Source organism: Vibrio artabrorum (genome assembly GCF_024347295.1).
In the GTDB taxonomy this organism is placed as follows: domain Bacteria; phylum Pseudomonadota; class Gammaproteobacteria; order Enterobacterales; family Vibrionaceae; genus Vibrio; species Vibrio artabrorum.
In genome coordinates this window covers 802,204-825,789 of record NZ_AP025459.1, presented here as the reverse complement: position 1 = coordinate 825,789, position 23,586 = coordinate 802,204, and the positions used below count along the sequence as shown (strand labels likewise).

16 protein-coding genes and 1 pseudogene are annotated in these 23,586 nt (G+C 39.7%); 10 read left to right on the top strand and 7 right to left on the bottom strand.

Annotation, left to right across the window (positions count from 1 at the left end; translation table 11 throughout):
* Nucleotides 1–6 precede the first annotated feature (6 nt).
* From torT to OCU36_RS17805, 3 genes are all read left to right on the top strand, one after another.
* Nucleotides 7–1,035 (top strand): TMAO reductase system periplasmic protein TorT, encoded by a 1,029-nt coding sequence (gene torT, locus OCU36_RS17815; protein WP_261839843.1) that lies wholly within the window; start codon nucleotides 7–9, stop codon nucleotides 1,033–1,035.
* A 62-nt stretch (nucleotides 1,036–1,097) separates the two neighbouring features.
* Nucleotides 1,098–1,553: a methylglyoxal synthase gene (locus OCU36_RS17810; protein WP_261839842.1), complete on the top strand. Its 456-nt coding sequence runs from the start codon at nucleotides 1,098–1,100 to the stop codon at nucleotides 1,551–1,553.
* Nucleotides 1,554–2,233: 680 nt separating this feature from the next.
* Nucleotides 2,234–3,460 carry a DUF819 family protein gene (locus tag OCU36_RS17805; RefSeq protein ID WP_261839841.1) on the top strand — a complete coding sequence of 409 codons (1,227 nt, stop codon included), beginning with the start codon at nucleotides 2,234–2,236 and terminating at the stop codon, nucleotides 3,458–3,460.
* Nucleotides 3,461–3,671: 211 nt separating this feature from the next.
* Here the strand turns inward: OCU36_RS17805 and xylB are convergent, their stop codons facing one another.
* The gene (xylB, locus tag OCU36_RS17800; RefSeq protein WP_261839840.1) at nucleotides 3,672–5,123 is read right to left on the bottom strand and encodes a xylulokinase; all 1,452 of its coding nucleotides are present in this window, start codon (nucleotides 5,121–5,123) and stop codon (nucleotides 3,672–3,674) included.
* A 206-nt stretch (nucleotides 5,124–5,329) separates the two neighbouring features.
* On the opposite strand from xylB, the gene OCU36_RS17795 reads away from it, so the two are divergent.
* On the top strand, nucleotides 5,330–6,523 hold the full coding sequence (locus OCU36_RS17795; RefSeq protein WP_261839839.1) for a XylR family transcriptional regulator: 1,194 nt from the start codon (nucleotides 5,330–5,332) through the stop codon (nucleotides 6,521–6,523).
* 226 nt (nucleotides 6,524–6,749) lie between these two features.
* Here OCU36_RS17795 and OCU36_RS17790 read toward each other — a convergent pair whose 3' ends face one another.
* Together OCU36_RS17790 and OCU36_RS17785 are read right to left on the bottom strand one after the other, a co-directional pair.
* Nucleotides 6,750–8,240 carry an L-fucose/L-arabinose isomerase family protein gene (locus OCU36_RS17790; protein WP_261839838.1) on the bottom strand — a complete coding sequence of 497 codons (1,491 nt, stop codon included), beginning with the start codon at nucleotides 8,238–8,240 and terminating at the stop codon, nucleotides 6,750–6,752.
* 12 nt (nucleotides 8,241–8,252) lie between these two features.
* The gene (locus tag OCU36_RS17785) at nucleotides 8,253–9,272 is read right to left on the bottom strand and encodes an aldose epimerase family protein (RefSeq protein WP_261839837.1); all 1,020 of its coding nucleotides are present in this window, start codon (nucleotides 9,270–9,272) and stop codon (nucleotides 8,253–8,255) included.
* A gap of 749 nt (nucleotides 9,273–10,021) precedes the next feature.
* On the opposite strand from OCU36_RS17785, the gene OCU36_RS17780 reads away from it, so the two are divergent.
* From OCU36_RS17780 to OCU36_RS17765, 4 genes are all read left to right on the top strand, one after another.
* Nucleotides 10,022–12,043, top strand: coding sequence for an alpha-glucuronidase (locus tag OCU36_RS17780; RefSeq protein ID WP_261839836.1), 2,022 nt, complete (start codon nucleotides 10,022–10,024; stop codon nucleotides 12,041–12,043).
* Nucleotides 12,044–12,109: 66 nt separating this feature from the next.
* Complete coding sequence (locus OCU36_RS17775; protein WP_261839835.1) at nucleotides 12,110–12,751, top strand: GDSL-type esterase/lipase family protein; 642 nt, start codon at nucleotides 12,110–12,112, stop codon at nucleotides 12,749–12,751.
* A gap of 112 nt (nucleotides 12,752–12,863) precedes the next feature.
* The gene (xylA, locus tag OCU36_RS17770) at nucleotides 12,864–14,183 is read left to right on the top strand and encodes a xylose isomerase (protein WP_261839834.1); all 1,320 of its coding nucleotides are present in this window, start codon (nucleotides 12,864–12,866) and stop codon (nucleotides 14,181–14,183) included.
* A gap of 73 nt (nucleotides 14,184–14,256) precedes the next feature.
* The gene (locus tag OCU36_RS17765) at nucleotides 14,257–15,303 is read left to right on the top strand and encodes a glycoside hydrolase family 43 protein (RefSeq protein WP_261839833.1); all 1,047 of its coding nucleotides are present in this window, start codon (nucleotides 14,257–14,259) and stop codon (nucleotides 15,301–15,303) included.
* Between the two features lie 254 nt (nucleotides 15,304–15,557).
* Here the strand turns inward: OCU36_RS17765 and uxaC are convergent, their stop codons facing one another.
* Genes uxaC through uxuA form a run of 3 tightly spaced genes read right to left on the bottom strand, consistent with a single transcriptional unit; the run spans nucleotide 15,558 to nucleotide 19,604 of the window.
* Nucleotides 15,558–16,970 carry a glucuronate isomerase gene (gene uxaC / locus OCU36_RS17760; protein ID WP_261839832.1) on the bottom strand — a complete coding sequence of 471 codons (1,413 nt, stop codon included), beginning with the start codon at nucleotides 16,968–16,970 and terminating at the stop codon, nucleotides 15,558–15,560.
* Between the two features lie 34 nt (nucleotides 16,971–17,004).
* Nucleotides 17,005–18,531, bottom strand: a complete 1,527-nt coding sequence (locus OCU36_RS17755) for a mannitol dehydrogenase family protein (protein ID WP_261839831.1) — start codon at nucleotides 18,529–18,531, stop codon at nucleotides 17,005–17,007.
* Nucleotides 18,528–19,604, bottom strand: coding sequence for a mannonate dehydratase (gene uxuA / locus OCU36_RS17750; RefSeq protein WP_261839830.1), 1,077 nt, complete (start codon nucleotides 19,602–19,604; stop codon nucleotides 18,528–18,530). Before uxuA ends, OCU36_RS17755 begins: the two co-directional genes overlap by 4 nt.
* Before the next feature lie 263 nt (nucleotides 19,605–19,867).
* Here uxuA and OCU36_RS17745 point away from each other — a divergent pair, with 263 nt between their 5' ends.
* Nucleotides 19,868–21,436: an MFS transporter gene (locus OCU36_RS17745; RefSeq protein WP_261839829.1), complete on the top strand. Its 1,569-nt coding sequence runs from the start codon at nucleotides 19,868–19,870 to the stop codon at nucleotides 21,434–21,436.
* Nucleotides 21,437–22,057: 621 nt separating this feature from the next.
* The gene (locus tag OCU36_RS17740; protein WP_261839828.1) at nucleotides 22,058–23,134 is read left to right on the top strand and encodes a carbohydrate porin; all 1,077 of its coding nucleotides are present in this window, start codon (nucleotides 22,058–22,060) and stop codon (nucleotides 23,132–23,134) included.
* Here the strand turns inward: OCU36_RS17740 and OCU36_RS17735 are convergent.
* Nucleotides 23,129–23,583, bottom strand: a pseudogene (locus OCU36_RS17735) (transposase); the annotation flags it as partial. The gene OCU36_RS17740 and the pseudogene OCU36_RS17735 overlap by 6 nt on opposite strands.
* Nucleotides 23,584–23,586: the final 3 nt, after the last annotated feature.

Sequence of the window (23,586 nt, the reverse complement as noted above, 5' to 3'; positions counted from 1 at the left end):
CAATTCATGCTTTCTAAACCCTTGGCTTCTAAATATCTTCTTTCATTGCTGGCTATCCTGGCTTCTTCGGCATATGCCAATGAGCAGACAATCCAAAACAAACCTTCAAATTCTAAATACCAAAAAGAAAAGATCTGTGCTATTTACCCGCATTTAAAAGACTCCTATTGGCTATCGGTCAATTATGGCATGGTTTCTGAAGCAGAAAATCAACAGGTTGAACTAAGAGTATTAGAAGCCGGTGGATATCCAAATGTAAATAAGCAAACCTCGCAACTGGTGCTTTGCACTAAATGGGGCGCTGACGCCATTATTTTAGGCACAGTTTCACCAGATGCGTACCGTGACAATCTCAGCGACTGGGTTGGTTCGACACCTGTGTTTGCGACCGTGAATGAATTGGTCCTCAATACAGAACAACAAAAGATATTAAAAGGTACGGTGGGGGTGGACTGGTACCAAATGGGTTTCCAAGTGGGTGAATATCTGGCGAAATTACACCCTAAAGGATCAGGAAACACCCCTATCGCTCTGTTGTTGGGGCCTCAAGCAAGTGGCGGCACTAAACCAGTCGCATTAGGTTTCTACGATGCAATCCAATCAAGTGATGTGACGATCGCGGTCAACTATTGGGCTGATAATGACAAAGAACTGCAGAGAAATTTGGTCCAACAAGTGATAGAGCAACCCAACATAAAATACATTGTTGGCAGTGCCGTCGCTATTGAAGCGGCGATCAGTGAGCTTAGAGCTGCAGGAAAAACCAATGACATCGGTCTGATTTCGAGTTATTTGAGCCACGGAGTTTACAGGGGGCTACTGCGAAATAAAGTCCTCTTTGCTCCAACAGATAAGATGGTCGCGCAAGGTCGTTTATCCGTAAAACAAGCCGTCAGCTACTTGCGAGATCAACCTTATAAAAAACACAGCGTGCCAACGATAGAAGCTTTGACTCCTACAACACTCAAAGATCAAGTTATTGCGGACTCTCTGTCACCTTCTGAGTTCCGCCCTGTGTTCAGCGTAAATCCATAATGCTATATTGAGTAAAGTATTCAATAACAATAAAAAACACGAACAATAATTAGGGAACATTCATGCAAAAAACAACGCGTACTATGCCAACGCATAAGAATATTGCTTTAGTCGCTCATGATCACTTTAAACCTGAGCTACTAAGATGGGTTACAGAAAATAAAGAAAAACTACAAAGTCACTTCCTTTATGCAACGGGCACTACGGGTTCTCTACTAAGCAAAGAAACAGGTTTAGCCATCAAGAGCATGATCAGTGGCCCAATGGGCGGCGACCAACAACTTGGCGCACTTATCTCGGAAGGTAAAATCGACATGTTGATTTTCTTCTGGGATCCACTAAACGCAGTTCCACACGACCCAGACGTGAAAGCCTTGCTGCGAATAGCAAGTGTGTGGAATATTCCAGTGGCAACAAACCGTGCAACTGCAAATTTCCTGTTTAACTCTTCGTTGCTTGAACAAGAAGTGAGTATTGAAATTCCTGACTACGAAGCGTATCTCGCAGATCGCACTTAATTATTCGGCACAAAAAGTTGAAGTGAACGCTAACGACCTTAAGTCTATTTAGAGCGTCATTTACAGATAAGAACGGCCCTTCATTTGGGCCGTTTTTTTTGGACAATACGTCATCTTATTCATCCTTTTTGATTGACCTTAAATCTGTTTGAGATAAAACCTGATTTAGTGATTGTGGGCCATTTCACTTGCTATAGACACCTCCAAGTGCCAACACAATCCGCTTAAAAAAGCGCCAACCTAGCGATATAAAGCCTGTTTAGATAATTAATTTCTAAAATTTATGTGACTTAACCATTATTTTTATTGGTGAATACATCGGTAAAGATGAATTGAATTTTACATTATTGAAACATAACACCGAATTATAAGTTCTTTTGTTAGCGGGTTTAATATGCGCTTTTTTTAGCCACCCAATGTCTCCCCCCAATTCATGGCGTCCGTTTTTTCACGGTTGAATCACCTTGCATATACCCAGCTTCACCTTGTAATTCACCATGCTACATTCACAAAATCAATGGCGGAATCATCTTCTTCACAAGTTTAACCCTCATAAAATTAACATAAATATTTCCAATATATGTCTGTCGTTACAGTTTGTAACCAATAGCGGTTATCGGTATAGTCCTGCACTTCAAAAAAGTGAGGCGTTTACGCCCACCTAAAAGGAGATAATAATAATGATTACTAATGATGCTGTAATAATGGGCATGTTAGCTGTAATTCTTGGCGGCGTTTTTATCACGGAAAGTAGCCAAAATAGCGCACTAAAAAAATTCTACTCGTTCGTTCCGGGTTTGTTACTTTGCTACTTTGTTCCCTCTTTACTGAACAGCTTAGGCATCATCGACGCTTCAAATTCTAAACTGTACTTTGTTGCAAGCCGTTACTTGCTTCCAAGTGCACTCGTTCTGCTCATCATATCGGCAGACTTACGCAAAATCTTTGGGTTAGGCTCTAAAGCCGTCATCATGTTTTTAACGGGTACTGTCGGTATCATCATTGGTGGACCATTAGCGATTCTGATTATCGATCAAATTAACCCTGATCTTGTTTCTGGTGATGTATGGCGCGGTCTAACCACGGTGGCTGGCTCTTGGATCGGTGGCGGTGCAAACCAAGCGGCAATGAAAGAAGTATTTGAAGTTGATGACAAACTGTTTTCTGCCATGATTACGGTTGATGTTATCTGTGCCAATATTTGGATGGCTGTCTTGCTTATCATGGCCGGTCGCCATAAAAAGATTGATGCATGGTTAAAAGCGGATACTTCATCAATCGAAGATCTAAAAGAGACGGTATCTAAGTATCAAGATGAAAACGCTCGCCCGACCACAACAACCGATCTAATGAAGATCACTGCCATTGCATTCGGTCTTACTGGTTTAGCACACTTCTTTAGCGACATCATTGCACCATGGATTTCAACCAATGCTCCAGAACTGGCACAGTACAGTCTTACGTCTGGATTCTTCTGGTTAATCGTAATGGTAACGACATTCGCACTCATCGCTTCATGCTTCAAATCAACACGTAGCCTTGAACACAGTGGCGCATCTAAGGTAGGGTCTGCTTTTATTTACATCCTAGTCGCAACCATTGGTATGCAAATGGATGTCACGGCGATCTTCGATAACCCAGGTTACTTCTTTATTGGGATTACGTGGTTAACAATTCACGCGGTTATCATGATCGTGATGGCGAAACTGATCCGCGCACCTTTATTCTTCATGGCGGTCGGTAGCCAAGCTAACGTAGGCGGCGCTGCATCTGCTCCTATCGTTGCTGCTGCATTCCACCCTGCTTTGGCTCCAGTCGGTATCCTAATGGCTGTACTTGGTTACGCGTTGGGTACATACGGCGCTTATATCTGTGGCTTAATCATGCAGGCCGCAGCATTAGGTTGATAGTCCTTTAACGTAAAATTTATGTGGGCAATATCAGCCTCAGTCATATTCCCCATTTTAGTTTTAGGACGAGCAATCAAAAAGGCGACAGTTTTCACTGTCGCCTTTTTTATAAAGAACATTGCCTATACTTCAGGTAATTGTCTCATGTTATTTAAAAATTCTAGTACTAAAACTCAATCTCTTCTAAACGCCCATGACGCTTTTCTGGTTAGAATAGATCCTGGAGTCTGGTATAAAGTGATTGAAATACCTTACGTTTAGCTCGATAGTAAGCCGCTTTTTCAATATTAGGTTCGTGTCTTTGCACGAGTTCTGGTACAGGACATACATCCTGTAAACTTGCATTAGGCTCCATACCTAAAATAGCAAGGCGAGCCGCCCCCAATGCAGGACCAACATCTCCACCTTTCCGATAAACTAGTGGCATCTCTACAATATCAGCAAGCATTTGACGCCAAAATTGACTTCGAGCACCACCGCCAATTAATGAAACTTCATCTGGTATGTTTTTGGTCACATGAAGAGCATCGAAACCATCAGCAAAGGCAAAACCTACGCCCTCAAGAACAGCTAGAGCTAATTCAACTTTAGTGGTTGTATGGCTCATCCCGAAAAATACTCCTTTTGCATTCGGATTATTATGAGGCGTACGTTCTCCTGACAAATATGGTAAAAATACAACATTGGAAGAAGTATCGGCATGATTTTCCACCTCGATCAGCATCTTGCCGACATCATCGAAATCGGTAAGATCCGCAACCCATTGTAAACAAGACGCGGCACTTAAGATGACCGACATAGTGTGACAAGTATTTGGCAGAGCATGACAAAAACTGTGTAGAGCGGATTCAGGGTTTGATACAAAAGTGTCGCTGACGGCAAAGTAAACCCCCGATGTGCCGAGTGATAGCATCGCTTGTCCTGGACTTATGATACCAACACCAATGGCTCCGGCAGCATTATCACCACCACCAGCAATCACTGGGACTTGCTTCATTCCCCATAGAGCGGCGACGTCTTGAGATAAAGCGCCCGTGATTTCATTACCTTCAAATAGTTTCGGCATGTGGCGACGCGAAAGACCCGTTGCAGCAAGTAAGTCGTTATTCCAATCACGTTTTTCAACATCTAGCCAAAGTGTACCTGCCGAATCAGACATGTCAGAGGCAAAATCTCCGGTCATTTTGAATCGTAAGTAATCTTTTGGTAACAATACTTTATTTATTTTCTCGAATAATTGAGGCTCATGATTAGCCACCCACTTTAACTTAGGTGCAGTAAACCCTGGCATCATGATATTGCCCGTGATAGATCGGCTATTTGGCACCTCTGCTTCTAGTTGAAGACACTCATCTGCGCAGCGACCGTCGTTCCATAGAATGGCAGGCCGAATGATATCACCATTAGCATCAAGCAATGTTGCACCATGCATTTGACCGGATAAACCGATGGCTTTCACTTGTGCTAAATCAACTTGATTCGACAAACCAGAAATCGATTCGCATGTCGCTTGCCACCAATCCATAGGATCTTGCTCAGACCATAGCTCCAAGGGACGCGACACCGTTAATTTTATCGTTTGAGAAGCAAGAATATCCCCATCACGAGACATTACAATAGACTTAACACCTGATGTACCTAAGTCGATACCAATATACATAATTTGTCCTCTTTAGCGCTCTAGCTTGCCTTGCCTTTGCTGAAAGTTTGTAACTGATGGAGAGTATTGATGTATTGATCGCCCCTTACAATTACGTTATTTAGTAGTCAATTTCAGGGATTTCATGAACGTGTGCAAGATCACACCTAAAAATCAGGTCGACTGATAAACTCCAGCTAAATTATTGATAAGAGCCCCCCGAAAATATGAATAAAAAATTTCGTATCAATTTGTTATTTAACGCGAACAAAACTTATGACCGTCAAGTGATTGAAGGGATCGGGGAGTATTTGCAAGCATCCCAATGTGATTGGGATATTTTTCTCGAGGATGATTTTACGACTCACCTTGAAAACATTCATGCCTGGCAAGGCGATGGGATTATCGCTGACTTCGATAGCCCTGATATTTCAGCGTTACTCGCCGACAGTTCGATTCCTATCGTTGGTGTAGGCGGTTCTTATCAAGATATGAATGACTACCCTAATGTGCCTTATGTTGCGACGGACAACGAAGCTTTAGTCGAACTAGCCTTTAAGCATCTAAAAGACAAAGGATTACAAAATTTTGCATTCTATGGATTTGCAGATGTTGACAATAAACGATGGGCTACCGAGAGGGAACGAGCCTTTAGTAAAATCATAAAAAAAGAAGGATACGCCTGTTCTATTTATCGAGGTAGCGATACGAGTCCCCATAATTGGCAATATGATATGAATCGCCTTGCCGACTGGCTTCAGATGCTTCCCACCCCAACAGGGATTGTTGCTGCAACAGACTCCCGAGCTCGTCATCTCTTACAAGTTTGTGATCATCTTAATCTTATGGTGCCGGACAAAGTCTCGATAATTGGTATCGATAACGAAGAGCTGGCTAGATATTTAACTCGAGTATCTCTTAGCTCTGTCGCTCAAGGCTGTAAAGAAATGGGATATCGAGCCGCTAAAATATTACACAAACATATCACTACTAAATCAAATGAGAATACGCCTCTCAATCAGAAAAAAGGTTATGAACGTGTATTAGTTCCACCATCAAAAGTGCATCAACGTCAAAGCTCAGATTATCAAGCATTAAAAGATACCTATGTTATTCAGGCTATGCATTTTATCCGTCAAAATGCATGCAAAGGAATCAAAGTTGATCAAGTTTTAAATTATGTCGGAATTTCCAGATCAAATATGGAATCACGATTCAAAGAAGAGCGTGGACATTCTATTCATCAAGAAATTCATAATTCTAAATTAGATAAAGCATGTGTTTTACTTAAAACAACATCATTACCTATTTCTGATATAGCCGAGATTTGTGGTTACCCTTCTCTACAATATATGTATACCGTCTTTAAAAAGAATTTAAATCGAACTCCGAAAGAATTTCGATGTGAACAAAAAGACTAACAAAACTCTTATCGCTACAGGTAGGCCTCTCCACTAAGCGACAGTTTGCTTTCAAAGTTTATTGGACTTAAGCTTTGATACCCTAGAGCACGGCACTTTCTCATCCTATTATAGTCAACTGTAAAGTACTTAGTTGGTGTTAGACATCTCGTTCAATAGAATAAATAACGAAAGGGCCTTAAGATCACTCTTAAAGCCCTTTTTCATTACTTATTTTACATTGGCATTAACCAAGAAAAACACTTGGTATTTCATTTGGGTAGCGCTCATGTACAGGTTGGTTGTAATCAATATCAGAAACACCAATCAAATCTAGCACTTGATAAAGTGTTTTACCCACATGACCAAAAGCAATACCCGCATGATGTGGGTAACGTTTCTGAATGAGTACGTGGCGGTAAAAACGTTGCATTTCAGGAATAGCAAACACCGCAATAGAACCAAATGATTCAGGGTCAATATCGAGAATATCCCCTTGTGCTACGTAGGAACGTAACTTAGTGTCTGCCGTAGATTGAAGACGGAACAGCGTAACTTCACCTGCTTTAATTTGGCCCTCAAGCGTACCTCGAGTAATATTTGGCTCAAGTCCCGGCTCCATCAAGCTGTGCATGATTTTTTGGAAACGAAGTTGTGAGTTTTTCATGCAACTTGGCGCAGTGTTGCCACAATGGAAACCCATAAATAGGTCTTTCTCTGTGTAGCTGCCCATTTGGTCTGTGGCGTTTTCAACCATATCCTTGGGCACGGTATTGTTAATATCTAACAAAGTGGCTGGGTGGTTGGTAGCACAAGTAATCATGTACTCAGACAGTGCGCCGTAAATATCGACTTCGCAAGCGACAGGAATACCACGCTCAGCAAGACGAGCATTAACGTAACAAGGAACGAAGCCAAAGAACTTCTCAAATGATGGCCAGCATTTGTTAGCGAAAATACCGAAGTTTGAAGCCCCTAAGTTTTGCTCGTGAAATGTCAGTAATGCGACTTCATATTGTGCCAGTTTAGGGAGTAGATCTGGGTATGGGTTGTTATCACCTAATTCACGCTCCATCTCAGCAACGATACCAGGAATATCTTGGTGTCCTTCAGCTTGTTGAAATAAGTCCAGTAAATCTAATTCACTGTTCTCCATGACCTCAACGCCCAAGTCAAACAGCGCTTTGATTGGTGCATTACATGCAACAAAGTCATGGGGGCGAGGACCGAAACTGAAGATTTTAAGACCTTTTAGTCCTAGAATCGTGCGGGCTACCGGAACAAAGTCACCGATCATCACCGCAACTTCCTCCGGCGTACCTACTGGGTACTGAGGGATATGAGGGCGAATATTGCGAAGGTTTGCACTGTAAGACGCGTTTAACATACCGCAGTAGGCATCACCACGATCATTACTCAAGCACGCCGTTGACTCTTCTGCTGCAGATACAAACATAACAGGGCCGTCAAAACGTTGTGCCATTTGAGTTAATGGACCTTCAGGCCCGAAGTTACCTAAGTAGATAACAAGAGAATTGATTGATTTATCTTTCGCTTCTTGGAGTGCTTTGAGCATGTCACTTTCGTTTTCGATGATCGTTTCTAGCTCGACAAGATTAATCTCTTTTTTTTGGCACTGTGCTACTACGTTGTTACGGCGCTGCTTTGATAGTGAAATCGGAAAGCAGTCACGGCTAACAGCAACAATGCCCATATTTACTTGAGGAATGTTAATCATAATTATCTCTATCTATTGAGTTGTTAGTACTTGATATACAACGTTATGGCGGTACGACTTGTTTGGGCCATAAATACAATCTTGCTTATTATCCATGTTGATCTGGTTTGGATAACATTGAGTTTCGAGACATACACCGGCATGCTTATTATAAATTTGTGAATGACGACCAGGCTCTTTGTTTAAAAAATTACCGGTGTAAAACTGCATACCAATTTGGTCGCTTGCTACATGCAAATGAAGGCCGGATGTTTCTTCTGAAAGAGTTGCATTCGCCTGCAATTCGATTGCCTCAAAACACCAACAGTGGTCATAACCACCAGCAGCTTTTAATTGCTTATTGTTTAGATCCATAGCCTGTTTAATTAGAACAGGTTGACGAAAGTCGAATGGCGTGTCTTTAACCGACACTTTAGTTAATGGGATTGCGCAACTATCTACGGTTAGGTAACGGTCAGAGTTGATCTGGATTTTGTGATTCAACACATCTTCACTTTCATTTAAGTTAAAGTAAGTATGTTGTGTCATATTAATCGGGGTTTTTCCGTGTGGCATCGCTTCAAAGCAGATACGGAGTTCGTTGGTTTCAGACAAGTGATAGGTCACCACAAAATCTATGGTATGTGGGTAACTCGCTTCATCAGCATCGAGTGTTATCGCGAGTTTTAATGTTGTATTATTAACGATTTCGACAGCCCAGCGTTTTGCTCCTAAATTAGCTAAACCACCATGCAAGTGATTGGATTTTTCATTTTGATCGAGTGTAAAATCAATATCGTCAATTGAATAATGACCATTAGCGATACGGTTTGCCCAAGGGCCGACAACACAACCTAAATAGCATGCTCCATCAAGGTACTCATCAGGAGTGTCGTACCCTAGAACGATATTTCGGGTTTGCTCATGCTGATCTTGAACATAAAAGTTGACAATTAAACCACCGAGGTCAGAAATATCAACTTGTGTGCCTTGTTGATTAACTAAAGAGAACAATTGGTATTCACCCCAACTCATCACTTTTAAATCTGTCATAATCAATTATCCTAATCATTTTGAATAATCAAATATTGCTCTTTAAACCGTCTGTTTTCTATTATGTTTTTTTAGTCTCTAATTAATAAAAAAAGTTAATGTGATCCAAGGCACATCTATCTTTTATAAAATTCATTTCGAATCGATTAATCTTAATTTGGGTATTTCATTACTGTAAAAAAAGATGCGCAGGTACTGTTGTCATACTCCAATCTCTTGGTAATACATTTTTTGCCAGATTAAACTGTTATGGCATGTCGAGACTTTATTTCTTGTGATGAGCGACCAAACATGAGAGCAAACTTGATCGAGAGCATAAAATTGCACAATTTCTGCACCATCGCGTTCACCTGTGTTAGTTATGTCAATAGACAAGGTGACTGGCTCATCAAAGCTATAGTCCGTTTTATTCCATACTGTGTGACTGTAGTCAAAGCTTGTGTGACTTAAGCCAAAATCAAATTTGAATCGAGAACCAAAATGGAAAGCTATTGGCGTACCTACACTTTCCATCTTGTAGCTATAAAAATACGGGACTGCTCCAACATTTTTTCGAATAGAAAAAGCGTTGTTGATCAACAATGAGCGAAATGAACAAACATTGTAAGTCAATATGAGATCAGCACTAATGATTTGCTAAATCTCATATCTACTTTATGTTATTTATTCAATTTAATTGATATCACATTTTTCTGCCGCCACCTCCCTTATATTTACCCACAAAGATATATATGAATGGAAAATTAAACATGAAATTAGCTTTTAATAATGACCCTTGTTGGTTTACTCATCTAGATCAAGACCGTATTAACATCTATTTTGATGGGATTATTTCGTTACTTGATGATTCTCTAATCGGCAACAACTTACAACGGGAACTGCAACACATAAATAGTGAGATCCAACTGGAAACACAATACTCAACTGAAGCCAAATTAGTATTTGCATTACGTGATAAACTGCCCGCTCAATTTCAGGAGCCATTCCACCTACTATCTTCAAATGAAGCTTTTCATATCAAGACTCTCGAACAACAAACTTTCATCGTCGCAACCAATAGCGCAGGCCTACTTTATGGTTTTTACCAGTTACTTAGTCGCTTATCCTTAAACCAAAGTATCAATGATTATTCATCATCCCCCTCAAGCCAAATTCGCATGATCAACCATTGGGATAACATGAATAAAGATGATTTCATGGGGAGTGTTGAACGTGGCTATGCTGGAGATTCGATCTTTTTTGAAAATTATGACGTCACCACTGATTTAGACCGTATTGAAGAATATGCTCGCTTGTTGGCTTCCGTAGGTCTCAATGCGGTATCGATTAACAATGTAAATGTTCATGCTCTCGAATCAAGGCTCATCACACCTGAATATTTACCAAAGCTCAAAAAACTTGCTGATATTTTTGAGCGATTTGCAATTAAGATGTACCTCTCCATTAATTTTTCTAGTCCAATGACCTTATCTCAATTAGATACCTGTGATCCTCTCAATGAGCAAGTTAAAAACTGGTGGAAAAAACAAACAGAAATTATATATCAACATATTCCAGCACTAGGCGGATTTGTTGTCAAAGCAGACTCTGAAGGACGACCAGGTCCCTTTAGCTATGGTCGCAGCCATGCTGATGGTGCCAACATGCTCGCAGATGCTATTGAGCCTTTTTGTGGAACTGTAATATGGCGTTGCTTCGTTTATAACTGTCAACAAGATTGGCGTGATAGAAAAACGGATCGTGCTCGCGCAGCTTATGATCACTTTATCGCACTTGATGGTCAATTTAATGACAATGTAGTTTTACAAATAAAAAGTGGTCCAATGGACTTCCAAGTAAGAGAAGCTATCTCTCCTTTATTGGGCGCAATGCCAAATACTAACTGCATAATGGAAGTTCAAATAGCTCAAGAGTATACCGGTCAACAAATTCATATTTGTTATCTCGCCCATCAATGGCAGGATATTTTAAATTTTGATACTCATTTAATGGGGCAAGGCAGCACTATTCGTCGGTTTATTGATGGCGAATTGAATCAAAATAAATTTAGCGGGATCGCAGCTGTTTCAAATATCGGTGACAATACTAATTGGTGTGGTCACAAACTAGCTCAAGCAAATTTCTACAGCTATGGTCGCCTTGCGTGGGACAATCAAATTTCACCTGAATCTATTGCTCAAGAATGGACAACCCTTACCTTTGGCAACAACCAAGAAGTTAATGATAATATCTGCCATATCCTAAATACGTCTTGGCTAGCTTATGAAAGTTATACCGCCCCACTTGGTGTTGGTTGGATGGTAAACCCTAGTCATCACTATGGTCCTAATGTCGATGGCTACGAATATGACCGTTGGGGAACTTACCATTTTGCTGATTGTCAGGGGATAGGTGTAAACCGTACTTTAGATGGTACGGCTTATGTTACTCAATACCATCCTAAAAATCAGGCGAAATTCGAAAATCTAGCAACTTGTCCTGATGAATTGGTGTTGTTTTTCCATCACCTACCCTACACACATCAGTTGCATTCGGGAAAAACCATTATTCAACACATTTACGACAGTCACTTTGAGGGTGTTGAGATAGTTGAAGGCTATTTAAACTGTTGGGATCAGATTGAAGATTTACTAAGCAAAGAAGACTTTGGTCAAGTTCGTGAAAAATTAATACAGCAACTTGAAAGTGCTCAGCAATGGCGGGATATTATTAATACTTATTTTTTAAGAAAGTCCGGTATTAATGATAATCAAAAACGAACAATTTATTAACACTTCAAACTGCTGACCTAATGTACCAATACATTAGGTCAACAGCTCCTATCCCTAAGAGTTGTTATGAAAATCAAACCACAAATCAAGAAAGATGACACTTTTCTAGCTAAACACCAAAGTTTCCTGTCCATTCCTGACAAAAATATCATCGATGTAGTTTTTCTTGGCGATTCCTTAACTCGTCGCTGGGAAGAAGTCCCTGATCTTTGGGACAAATACTTTTCTAAGTATCACCCATTAAATTTAGGTATAGGTGGTGATCACATAGAACATGTTATGTGGCGAGTTGAAAATGGTGAATTGGATCATTTCGAACCTCAAGTAATCATACTGCAAATTGGCACAAATAACCTCCCTCACAATCCTTCCAATCGTTCTATTGTGACCGGAATTTTGGACCTGATTACTCAAATCAAACAAAAAAATACAGCACATATTGTTGTCATTGGTTTGTATCCTAGAGCCCCTGATGATTATATTAATGACTACCAAAGCAGAATTGAAGAAGTAAATCATCTGTTATCTAAATATTCGTCAAAATTACAATACCATTATGAATATTTTGGTGACATTTTTATTATGCCAGATGGTTCTATAAATAAGGATTTAATGCCGGATGGATTGCATTTAAATTATGATGGCTATCAAATTGCAGGCTCCATGATTGCAGAAATTATTAATAATTTGATAACAAGCAATACCTAACAAAAGAAATATCAGAATTAAATAAAAAAAATTCATAATTGTGCCCTCCCCCCAAAGTAATAGATAGTAAGAATGTAATTAATTACTTACTTATTAGTAAAAGGTCATTCCCATGAGTAAATTTTTTAAAAATATAGCTCCCATAAAATTTGAAGGTAGCGAATCAACGACGCCTCTTGCATTCCGCCATTATGACGCAGATAAACTCATTCTTGGTAAGTCAATGAAAGACCATTTGCGATTTGCTGCTTGTTACTGGCACAACTTCTGCTGGCAAGGACACGATATCTTTGGTAATCCTGCCTTCGACCGCCCATGGCACCAAACAGGTGACGCAATGGAAATGGCAAAAATGAAAGCCGATGCTGCTTTCGAATTCTTCAGAAAATTAAACGTCCCTTATTACTGTTTCCACGACATTGATGTGGCTCCTGAAGGCAACTCTATAAAGGAATACGTTAATAACTTCGCTGAAATGGTCGATATACTGGAACAAAAACAATCTGAAACCGGCTTAAAACTGCTTTGGGGTACGGCTAACGCATTCTCTAACCCTCGTTATATGGCAGGTGCTGGCACAAATCCAGATCCTAAAGTTTTCGCTTACGCGGCGACACAAATCTTCAATGCTATGAGTGCAACACAACGTCTAGGTGGTGAAAACTACGTTTTATGGGGAGGTCGTGAAGGTTACGAAACTCTACTCAATACTGACCTTCGTCAAGAGCGTGAGCAATTAGGCCGCTTGATGAAAATGGTGGTTGAGCACAAACATAAAATTGGTTTTAGAGGTACGATCTTAATTGAACCGAAACCACAAGAGCCCACCAAGCATCAGTATGATTACGATACCGCTACGGTTTATGGTTTCTTAAAAGACTTCGGTCTAGAGCAAGAAGTTAAAGTAAACATTGAAGCTAACCATGCAACCCTTGCTGGACATAGCTTCCAACATGAAGTCGCTACCGCGGCATCTCTCGGCTTGCTTGGATCTATCGACGCAAACCGTGGTGATCCTCAACTGGGTTGGGATACAGACCAGTTCCCGAATAGCGTTGAAGAAAACACGCTCGTTATGTATGAAATCTTAAAAGCAGGTGGCTTTACGACAGGTGGCTTTAACTTCGATTCACGCGTTCGTCGCCCATCTATTGATGCTGAAGACCTATTCCACGGCCACATTGGTGGAATGGATACTATGGCATTATCACTAGAACGAGCCGCTAAAATGATTGAAAATGACCAATTATCTAAGAACATTGCTCAGCGTTACGCCGGCTGGAATGAAGACATAGGTAAGAAAATCTTAAGTGGTGAAATGTCATTAAGAGATCTGGCCAAGTTTGCAATGGATAACAATATTCAACCTGTCAAACAATCAGGAAAACAAGAGTATTTGGAGAACATTGTAAACAGCTTTATCTACAAATAGAACTTACGGTCAAAGCTGCTCTCATTTTCAGAGTAGTTTTTATTTATTAGATTTTTCGATGAAGGAATCAGGCATGACGCATTTGAACTTCCCTGTACTCAGTGACGCTGAAGCGGTCAATCAACAAGATGTTGAACGAGCCGCTTCATTAAAACCAATCTCTTCGCCACTCGTTACTCATATGTATACAGCAGATCCATCTGCACACGTATTTGATGGTAAAATTTATATTTATCCATCACACGACATCGAAACTGCTGAGCCGCTTGACGATGATGGCTCTCATTTTGCGATGCGGGATTATCATGTATTTTCATTAGAACAGCCATATTCAATCGTGACAGACCATGGCGTTGCGCTTGATGTTACAGACGTTAAATGGGCTGAAAAACAAATGTGGGCCCCTGATGCTGCAGAAAAGGACGGTAAGTATTACCTTTTTTTCCCAGCTAAAAACTATCAAGGTATCTTTCATATTGGTGTTGCTATCAGTGATCGACCACAAGGCCCTTTCACACCAATGGACACTCATATAGAAGGTACTTTCAGTATTGACCCTGCCGTTTTTCAAGATGATGACAATCAATATTATCTTTATTTTGGGGGCATTTGGGGGGGACAATTACAACACTGGACTCAAGGTCAATGGAGAGAAGAATCCTACCCTTCAGACGATGAACCCGCCCTAAAGCCTAAAGTAGCTAAACTAGCCGACTCTATGACGGAATTAGCTGAAGAAGTGCATGATATTGAAATTCTCGATGAAAATGGTCAATTGCTTAAAGCCGGTGATCTAGATCGCCGTTACTTTGAAGGGCCTTGGATACATAAGTATAACGGTACTTATTACTTCTCATATTCTACCGGCGATACTCATAAAATAGTCTATGCCACCAGCGATTCACCTTATGGTCCCTTTACGTATCAAGGTATTATATTGGAGCCAGTCTTAGGCTGGACAACTCACCACTCTATTGCGCAGTTTAACGGTAAATATTATCTGTTCTATCACGACAGCAGCTTATCTTGTGGTCAGACTCATCTAAGAAGTATGAAAATGGCTGAATTAACTCATCGAGAAGATGGAAGTATTGAAACCATTCAACCTTATTTTAATTAATCTCATTCCCCTACTTTTTTAGTAGGGGAAATGATTTTAAGCTCCTATGATACAATCACTCACATGCAGGTAACGTCAAGAACTCAGAACTACGTGGAATCATTAGCCTCCTAGATGATGGTCAAATTTCCGTAACGGCACCATCAACATAAAAATTGGAGTAACAATGAGTTAGCTATAATTTTTACTGACTGTGCACTGAAAGCTACCAATACGTTATCGGTAGCTTTCATGTTTATAGAAAAGGGAGACAATTAGTCTCTTTGCTCGAAATAGCGTTGCGCATTAGTAAAGCAAATATCCTTCACCATTTCTCCAAGTAAGCTAATATCATTCGGGACTTCACCATGTTCAGCCCATTGGCCAATCATGTTGCAAAGTATTCGGCGGAAATACTCATGACGAGTATACGATAAAAAACTACGGGAATCGGTCAGCATTCCAACAAATTGGCTGATTAAGCCTAATTGTGATAACTGCTCCATTTGGCGGCGCATGCCATCTTTTTGATCGTTAAACCACCAACCTGAACCAAATTGAACTTTCCCGGCAATGCCTCCACCTTGGAAGTTACCAATCATGGTTGCCAACATTTCGTTATCTCGTGGGTTTAAGCAATACAAAATCGTGCGAGGGAGCTCATCGGTTTTATCCATCTCGTCAAGTAAGTGAGCCAGTTCCCAAGCGTAGTTTTGATCACCAATAGAATCGAAGCCACTATTGTTACCGACTAGATTTAACATACGGGTATTATTGTCCCGCTGAGCTCCTAGATGGAGTTGCATTACCCAACCGAGGTGAGCATAGCGCTTACCTAACCATACTTGGACTGCAGTTGAAAATTGAGCATGTTCTGTTTCGGTTAGCGACTCATTGTTTAAACGACGCGAAAGAATAGTATCTAATGTCGACTCTGTAGGAATGTCAGCAAAACGCATCGTTTCTATGCCATGATCGGCAGCGCGACAGCCATGTGCTCTGAAATGGAGTAAACGTATATCTAATGCCTGAAGCAACTCAGTAAAGCGGGTGATTTTAATACCTGTTACATCACCTAATTGTTTCAAATATTGGCTGAAGCCATTTAATTCGATTTTAAAGGCTTGATCAGGACGCCAACTTGGTAACACTTTACATGTCATTGACGGATCGCTTGCTATAACTCGATGGTGTTCCAGAGAATCGATGGGATTATCTGTTGTACCAACCATTTTGACATTCATTGCATGCATTATCCCTCGTGCAGAAAACTCGGGAGTTGCAAGTAATTCATTACAGTGGTGCCAGAGATTATCAGCAGTTTCTGGCGTTAATAGCATATCTTTGATGCCAAACGGATTTCTGAGTTCTAAATGTGTCCAATGAAACAGCGGGTTCCCTAACGTTTTAGGAACAGTATGTGCCCAAGCTATGAACTTGTCATAGTCAGAACCTTGCCCTGTGATAAGTTCTTCTTCAATTCCAGCACAGCGCATCGCTCGCCATTTATAGTGATCACCTTCAAGCCAAATTTGACTGATATTGTCAAAGCGACGATTTTCAGCAATTTCCTTAGGGTCTAAATGACAATGGTAATCATAAATAGGCTGTAGAGCGGCGTATTCATGATAAAGCTGTTGAGCGGTATCATTACTCAATAAAAAATTTTCTGTTAAAAAAGAGGCCATAGCTTTCTCTTTATTTATATTGTTGAGTATTAGTTTAAAGATTGACTAAGTCATGAACGGTCTTTTTCGCACCTTTCTCACACAAAGCTTGGTAGAAAGAAGACACCTCAATTTGAAAGGCTTTGTTGTTAGTTAAGCTCTGAGAAAAGATTTGACTAACATTAAGATATCTATTCACTAGATCCAAGCCCGTTAAAGATGAATGCTCAGTTGCAAGTGCTTTGAGTTCTTTGGCTAAAGGATCTTGAACATCAATAGGTTGATTATCTTCATCTTCACCACGGACATAACGGATCCATCCCGCAACTAGTAATGCCAAGTAGCGGTAATTCTTATTATTTTGAATAAGTTCTTCTATGGACTTTAGTGCGCGCTGAGGCAGTTTTTGGCTACCATCCATAGCGATTTGCCAAGTTTTATGCTCAATTTTATGATTAGAATATCGATTAACCAATGATAGAGCATAACCTTGCAAGTCAAAACTTGCAGGAACACTGAGCGTTGGTTTTTGTTCATCTAACATAAGATTTAAAGCTGCTTGTTTAAATCGACTATCTTGCATCGTTTCATAAATGGTCTTGTACCCAGATAAATAACCAAGATAAGCCAAGAAGGAATGACTACCATTAAGCATACGCAGTTTCATGGTTTCAAAAGGTAGAACATCTCCGACAAATTGCGCGCAGATCTTATCGTTACCCGTCTTATCCCAATCTGGTCTGCCATTAACAAAGTTATCTTCAATTACCCATTGAAAAAAAGGTTCACAAGCAATACCGACAGAGTCGTTCAAACCTAATGAATGAGTAATATCATCTAGACTTTGTTGTGTGATAGCAGGCACGATTCGATCAACCATAGTGTTGGGGAACGTGACATTTTCATCAATCCATACAGCCAATACTGGGTCTTGGGCAGTGGCCAGATCCAACACGGCTTGACGGGTAATATGGCCATTTTCTTGAATGTTGTCACAAGACATAATGGAGAAAGGCGCTAAACCTGAATCTTTACGCAACTTGAGTGCAATGACAAGAAAGCCAAGCATTGATGTAGGCTGCTCTGGTGTCGCTAAGTCAGCTTGAATTACAGGATGCGATAGATCCAATTTCCCCGTTGCTGCATCAATACAGTAGCCTTTTTCGGTCACCGTCATTGAAACAATCGAGATTTGTGGCTCACATAATTTATTTAGAATGGCTTGATACCCATCGAGAGAGAGTGTTAGTGACTCTTTTACACTACCAATCACTTTAACTGTGTCACCATCAGGACTTTTTTCTAGCACACTGAATAGATGATCTTGCGTTCTGAGCTGTTCTATTAATTCATTATTACCTAATAGGTTAACCTCACAAATGCCCCAAAGTGACTGTGATGAACCCTGACGATTAAGTAATTCATCCAGAATTAACGCTTGGTGAGCGCGATGAAAAGCCCCGAAACCAAAGTGAACAATTTTGGTTTCTAATTTGCTGCGATCGTATTTGGGTAACTGTAATTGAATATCGTTTTGTTCAGCATGAGAAGTTAACGCTGCGAAATTACGAATTGTATTCATGCCTTTTCACCTTTTAATTGCTCTAACGAGTCCCAAGTGCCATGGATGTACATGATGCCGAGTGCTCGGTCATATAAACCATATCCCGGACGAGACCATTGTTCCTCACCCCAAATATGACGACCATGATCCGGTCTTACATAGCCTTCATAGTTATGTTTATGCAGTACTCGAACGACACCTGTGATATCAACAGATCCATCACAAGTACGGTGTGAACTTTCAATGAAGTCCCCGTTGTCGAAGCGTTTGACATTTCTAATGTGCATAAAGTGAATACGATCATGGAAACTATCAATAATATCAACTAAGTCATTAGCAATAGAGCCAAGTGAGCCCGTACAAATTGTCAGACCGTTATGTGGATTATCGACCAACTTTAGGAATCGGCCAATATTTTCCTTGTTGGTAATAATTCTAGGTAAGCCAAAGATTGGAAATGCAGGATCGTCAGGGTGAATAGCCATTTTTATCCCTGACTCTTCAGCAACAGGGATTATTTCTTGTAAAAAGTGTTTCAGATTTGACCATAAATCTTCCGCGGTAAACCCTTCATATTTTTTGAAAGTTTCTCGTAAATGAGATAGTCGTTCCGGCTCCCAACCAGGCATGGTGACATCAGTATTTTTAGCCATATCTTCGATAAGTTCAATCGGGTCTATTTTAGATATCTTGCTTTTTTCAAAAAATAACGCATTTGAACCATCAGGTAGGTCTTTATATAAATCACTTCGTGTCCAATCGAAAACAGGCATAAAGTTATAACAAACAACTTTTACTCCATATTTACCAAGTAACCGTAATGTTTCTTTATATTTTTCAATGTATTGGTCTCGTGATCCTAAGCCTAGCTTTATGTCTTCGTGAATGTTAACACTTTCAACCACATCGGCATTAAAACCATGCTGCTGGATATAGTTAATGGCTTGCTTCACCTTCTCTTCGGGCCACAACTCCCCAGCCGCCATATCATGTAATGACCAAACAATGCCTTCGACACCTGGGATTTGTTTTACTTTGTCTAAACTTATTTCATCATTGCCTTCACCGTACCAGCGAAAATTCATTTTCATATGCTACATCCTTAATATCACGTTTAATTAGTAAACTGAGGTTTTACATTTTTCAACTAGTTAAAACCTATGTGTTAATTGTAACGAATAATGAAACACCTTAAGAATTCATATTTTTAACATCGCTTTTATGATTTATTACCATAAATGATTTACGTGATTACCATCACAGCAACAACTGGGTACATGAATATATTCTCGTTCTATAAGATAAATAACTTATCGATTGAAAATAATTTAAACATAAATTGCAGAGCGAGATTATGAAGAAGAAAAAGTTCAATAAGTTAACCTATGTCGGTTATGGTATGACCGACTTATTTGGCAGTGGAGCATTTGCTGTTATTTCTGCTTGGTACATGATTTTTTTAACTACTTATGCTGGGTTATCCGCAACACAAGCAGCATCAATTTTTGCTATTTCAAGAATTCTTGATGCTGGTTTAAATCCAATCATGGGGATGATATCTGATAAATTTGGTATGACTCGACTAGGCCGTCGCTTCGGGCGTAGACGTTTTTTCTTATTGCTAGCAATACCTTTAGTGCCTATTTATGCTGCACTTTGGGTTACTGACATGCCCTATCTTTATTATTTGTTAATGATCATAGCAATAGAAACTGTTGCAACTATGGTTTTAATTCCTTGGGAAACACTGCCAACTGAAATGACAACAGACTTTAATAGTCGTTCATACATGGCTAACTGGCGATTTATCTGGGCTGGATTAGCATATACATTAGCAAACTTTATTCCAGGACAGCTATTCAAATACTTAGGTGAACATGACCCAGACGTCTTTTTCTATAACGCAATTATATTTAGCATTATATTTGCAATAGCATTTCTTGTTACTTATCTATGCACATGGGAACGTAGTGATATAGATGAGACATGTAACATTGAAGAGGTTTCTAGGTTAAATATAGATAAATCTAAAAAAGGTGTTGCTTGGCAACTGATCAAATCAACTATATATGAATCATTTTCCACATTAAAAATCCGAGCGTGGCGTCAACATCTCGTCATTTACATTAGCTCTTTTACGGCATTAGATTTATTCGGTGGGATATTTGTTTTTTGGGTTCTATATTCACTTAATTTAAATAAAGTGGTAGTCGCAGACAGCATGGCTTTAGGTGGTTTTATATCTTTACCTCTAGGTTTTTTATCAGCATGGTTCTTAATTAAGTTAGGTCCAAGAAAGATGTTTACGATCTGCTATGGAGTAGTATTATTATCCATTATTATAATTACATTGCTTTCTTATACCGACTTCGATTCAACTATGATGACGACCATTATATCTATTACTACGGTATTCTTTGTGGTGTTTAAAGGTCCTCTTTATTTCTTACCATGGAGCTTATACTCATTTATTCCTGATGTTGATGAGGTTGTAACCAAACAGCGTCGTGAAGGGACTTATGCGGGATTCATGACATTGATGAGAAAATTTACCCAAGCACTAAGCATGATGTTATTAGGGGTATTGCTTGATTTAGGTGGGCTAGTGAAAAACTCAAGTGCACAACCAGAATCATTGAATACTATGATGGCATGGATACTTTGTGTTGGCGTCGTGGGTGGCTTATTCGTCGCGTTATTTACAGTTTTCAAATATAACCTAAATAAGCATACACATAGCATACTTATCTCTGAGATTGACCGTTTGAAAAGTGGTGGTTCAATGGCTGATGTTACAGATGAAAGTCGCACTGTGGTTGAAGATCTAACTGGATATAAATATGAAGAAGTTTGGGGGAATAATACTTTATTTGTTGATCACTCAGAAAATATACAAGAAAAAGTCGAACTTAAAACAATATAGATATCCCTGAATATAAGCCCGAGTGTGTTTTGAACGAGAAGTTATCCAAGAAAACCTAATGTGGTCGAGGAGATAATAGATGGAATTAGGGTGGTAGTGTTTAACGATATAGTCATGTATATCGCTATCGACAAGACACCCGCCAGAAGGTGATTAGGCTTCTTTCTTTATAAATTCGCTGAGTTGTTGTCGTTGTTCTTCATTGAAGTAGGAACATCTAACTGCGCGGGCTTTCTCTTGAAGTCCTTCCAAACCTTCTTCAAAAAAAGGTTACCTCATTTATTCGCACTGGTTCAGTTAACTAGAAGATATTTGGCAATTTGAGTACGCGAGTGGCCTTCTTTAAAGTGTGCAAGCGCTAGTATGCGAATCTTCATTTAAATAGTTTTTTGTTGGCTCGCTAGCTTTTGTAAAACGGTATAAAACAGGAGATCGATAGAGATATTTAACACGCGTTAAAAACACACAAAGGTGATTAGCATCACACAGAGCGTGTCTGTCAAAAATAAAGCACATTGAGATTCGTTAACCTTTGGTGTAATGAATACGCACCTCCCTTCAATTTGAATTAGGCATCAAAGCCTTAAGTTAATCGCATTTAATATAAACAGGAAGTATAAAATGAAAGCAGTGAAATTAAGTTTATTAACTAGTTCTATTATTCTAGCCTCATCAAGTTATGCAGCAGGCACGACTCTTGATTATGCAAAAGGCGGACAAGTTACTTTTAGTGGTGATGTCGAATTAAACTTTAACGCTAGAAAAACTGATACAGAAAATGGATTAAAAGTAACTGACCCAGGTACAAGTTTCAATCAGGACGGTCGTATATCTTTTGCAGTTGAGGGAGAAAAAACGCTTGGATCTAATACTTTATCATTCAAGTTTAATCCTACGTATAATACCGAAGGTGAAGTCGGAGTCGATGATGTGTGGCTAAACCTGTCACGAAATAACACTGATTTTAAAGTGGGACGTTTTGAAGCCGCCGACCTATTCCCTAAAGGGCAGGATATTTTTGTCAATAATGCAGGTGATGCTGCAGACAATTCAATTTTGACACCAAATTTCTATCTTTATGAAATGAAAGAAGGACGCGGTCGAGCAAAAGAAGCGGGGCAAATAATGATAACTCAATATTTTGAGAATATTACAGTTGAAGTTTCTACTGTGTTTGGCAAACGCTCTGATATCGCAGACATAACAAAAACAACAATTGATGATTCTCTGTATGTTCGTCCTGTAGTTACATACACAAATGAAGGCTTCACCATTTCAGGAGGTATGGAAGCCCAAGTGCTTTCAGACACTATCGTCGTTAATGGTAAAGACATCGGCAAACGAATTGGTTTTGGTGTAACGACAGGTTATTCTACAGATAACTTTTCAGTACTAGCTAACTATGCTCAAATGAATGCTGAAGATGAAACAGACCGCTCTATAGGAGTTAATACTACAGTATATGGATTTGGTTTGGGCTATATTAAGGGCATAAATGATGTTAATAAGAATGGTATATTAAATAGACCATCTGGTTCACTTGATACCTTTTATACGTCATATGAATTCAAACAGGTGCTAGGATTTGATAATTTTGATACCTACTTAGGTGCTTATTATTCTCAATACTCTCAAAATGATACAGAAAAAAGTGCTAATGATTTGGGCACACGCTTACGCTTAAAGTACTATTTCTAATAGGGCTGTATTCTTTCGAGGCGGTATCAACGGGATACAACCTTTCTTTTCCAAAGTCTCGTGGTAATGTTTGGTATCATATGCTCCATAGACAGAGACGGTGGTGACCTTTCTGCGTAGTGTGTTGGGTAATGTAGGTAGTATGCACTTCACACTATTGCCACCATTGACAATGGCTAACTTCAACACTGATAGTTTCATAGTTGTCGACATCAACAGCTAAGTGCAATTTGCGCATGTTCTGCGTTTTTTGCACTATGCTTTTTCACTTTCCATGAACCAAAGACTTTGAGGTCCGTCGAGTCGACAAAGCCTTAAGGCACACTTAAGTATCCTTAACCACCAAGGCGATTTCAATCGCTGTACCTGAGTACTGGAAGCCTATAATGCGCTCACCATGACGGGTCCGAGTCATCTACCCAGAACCTAACCGAACCTCGTTTGTACAGAGC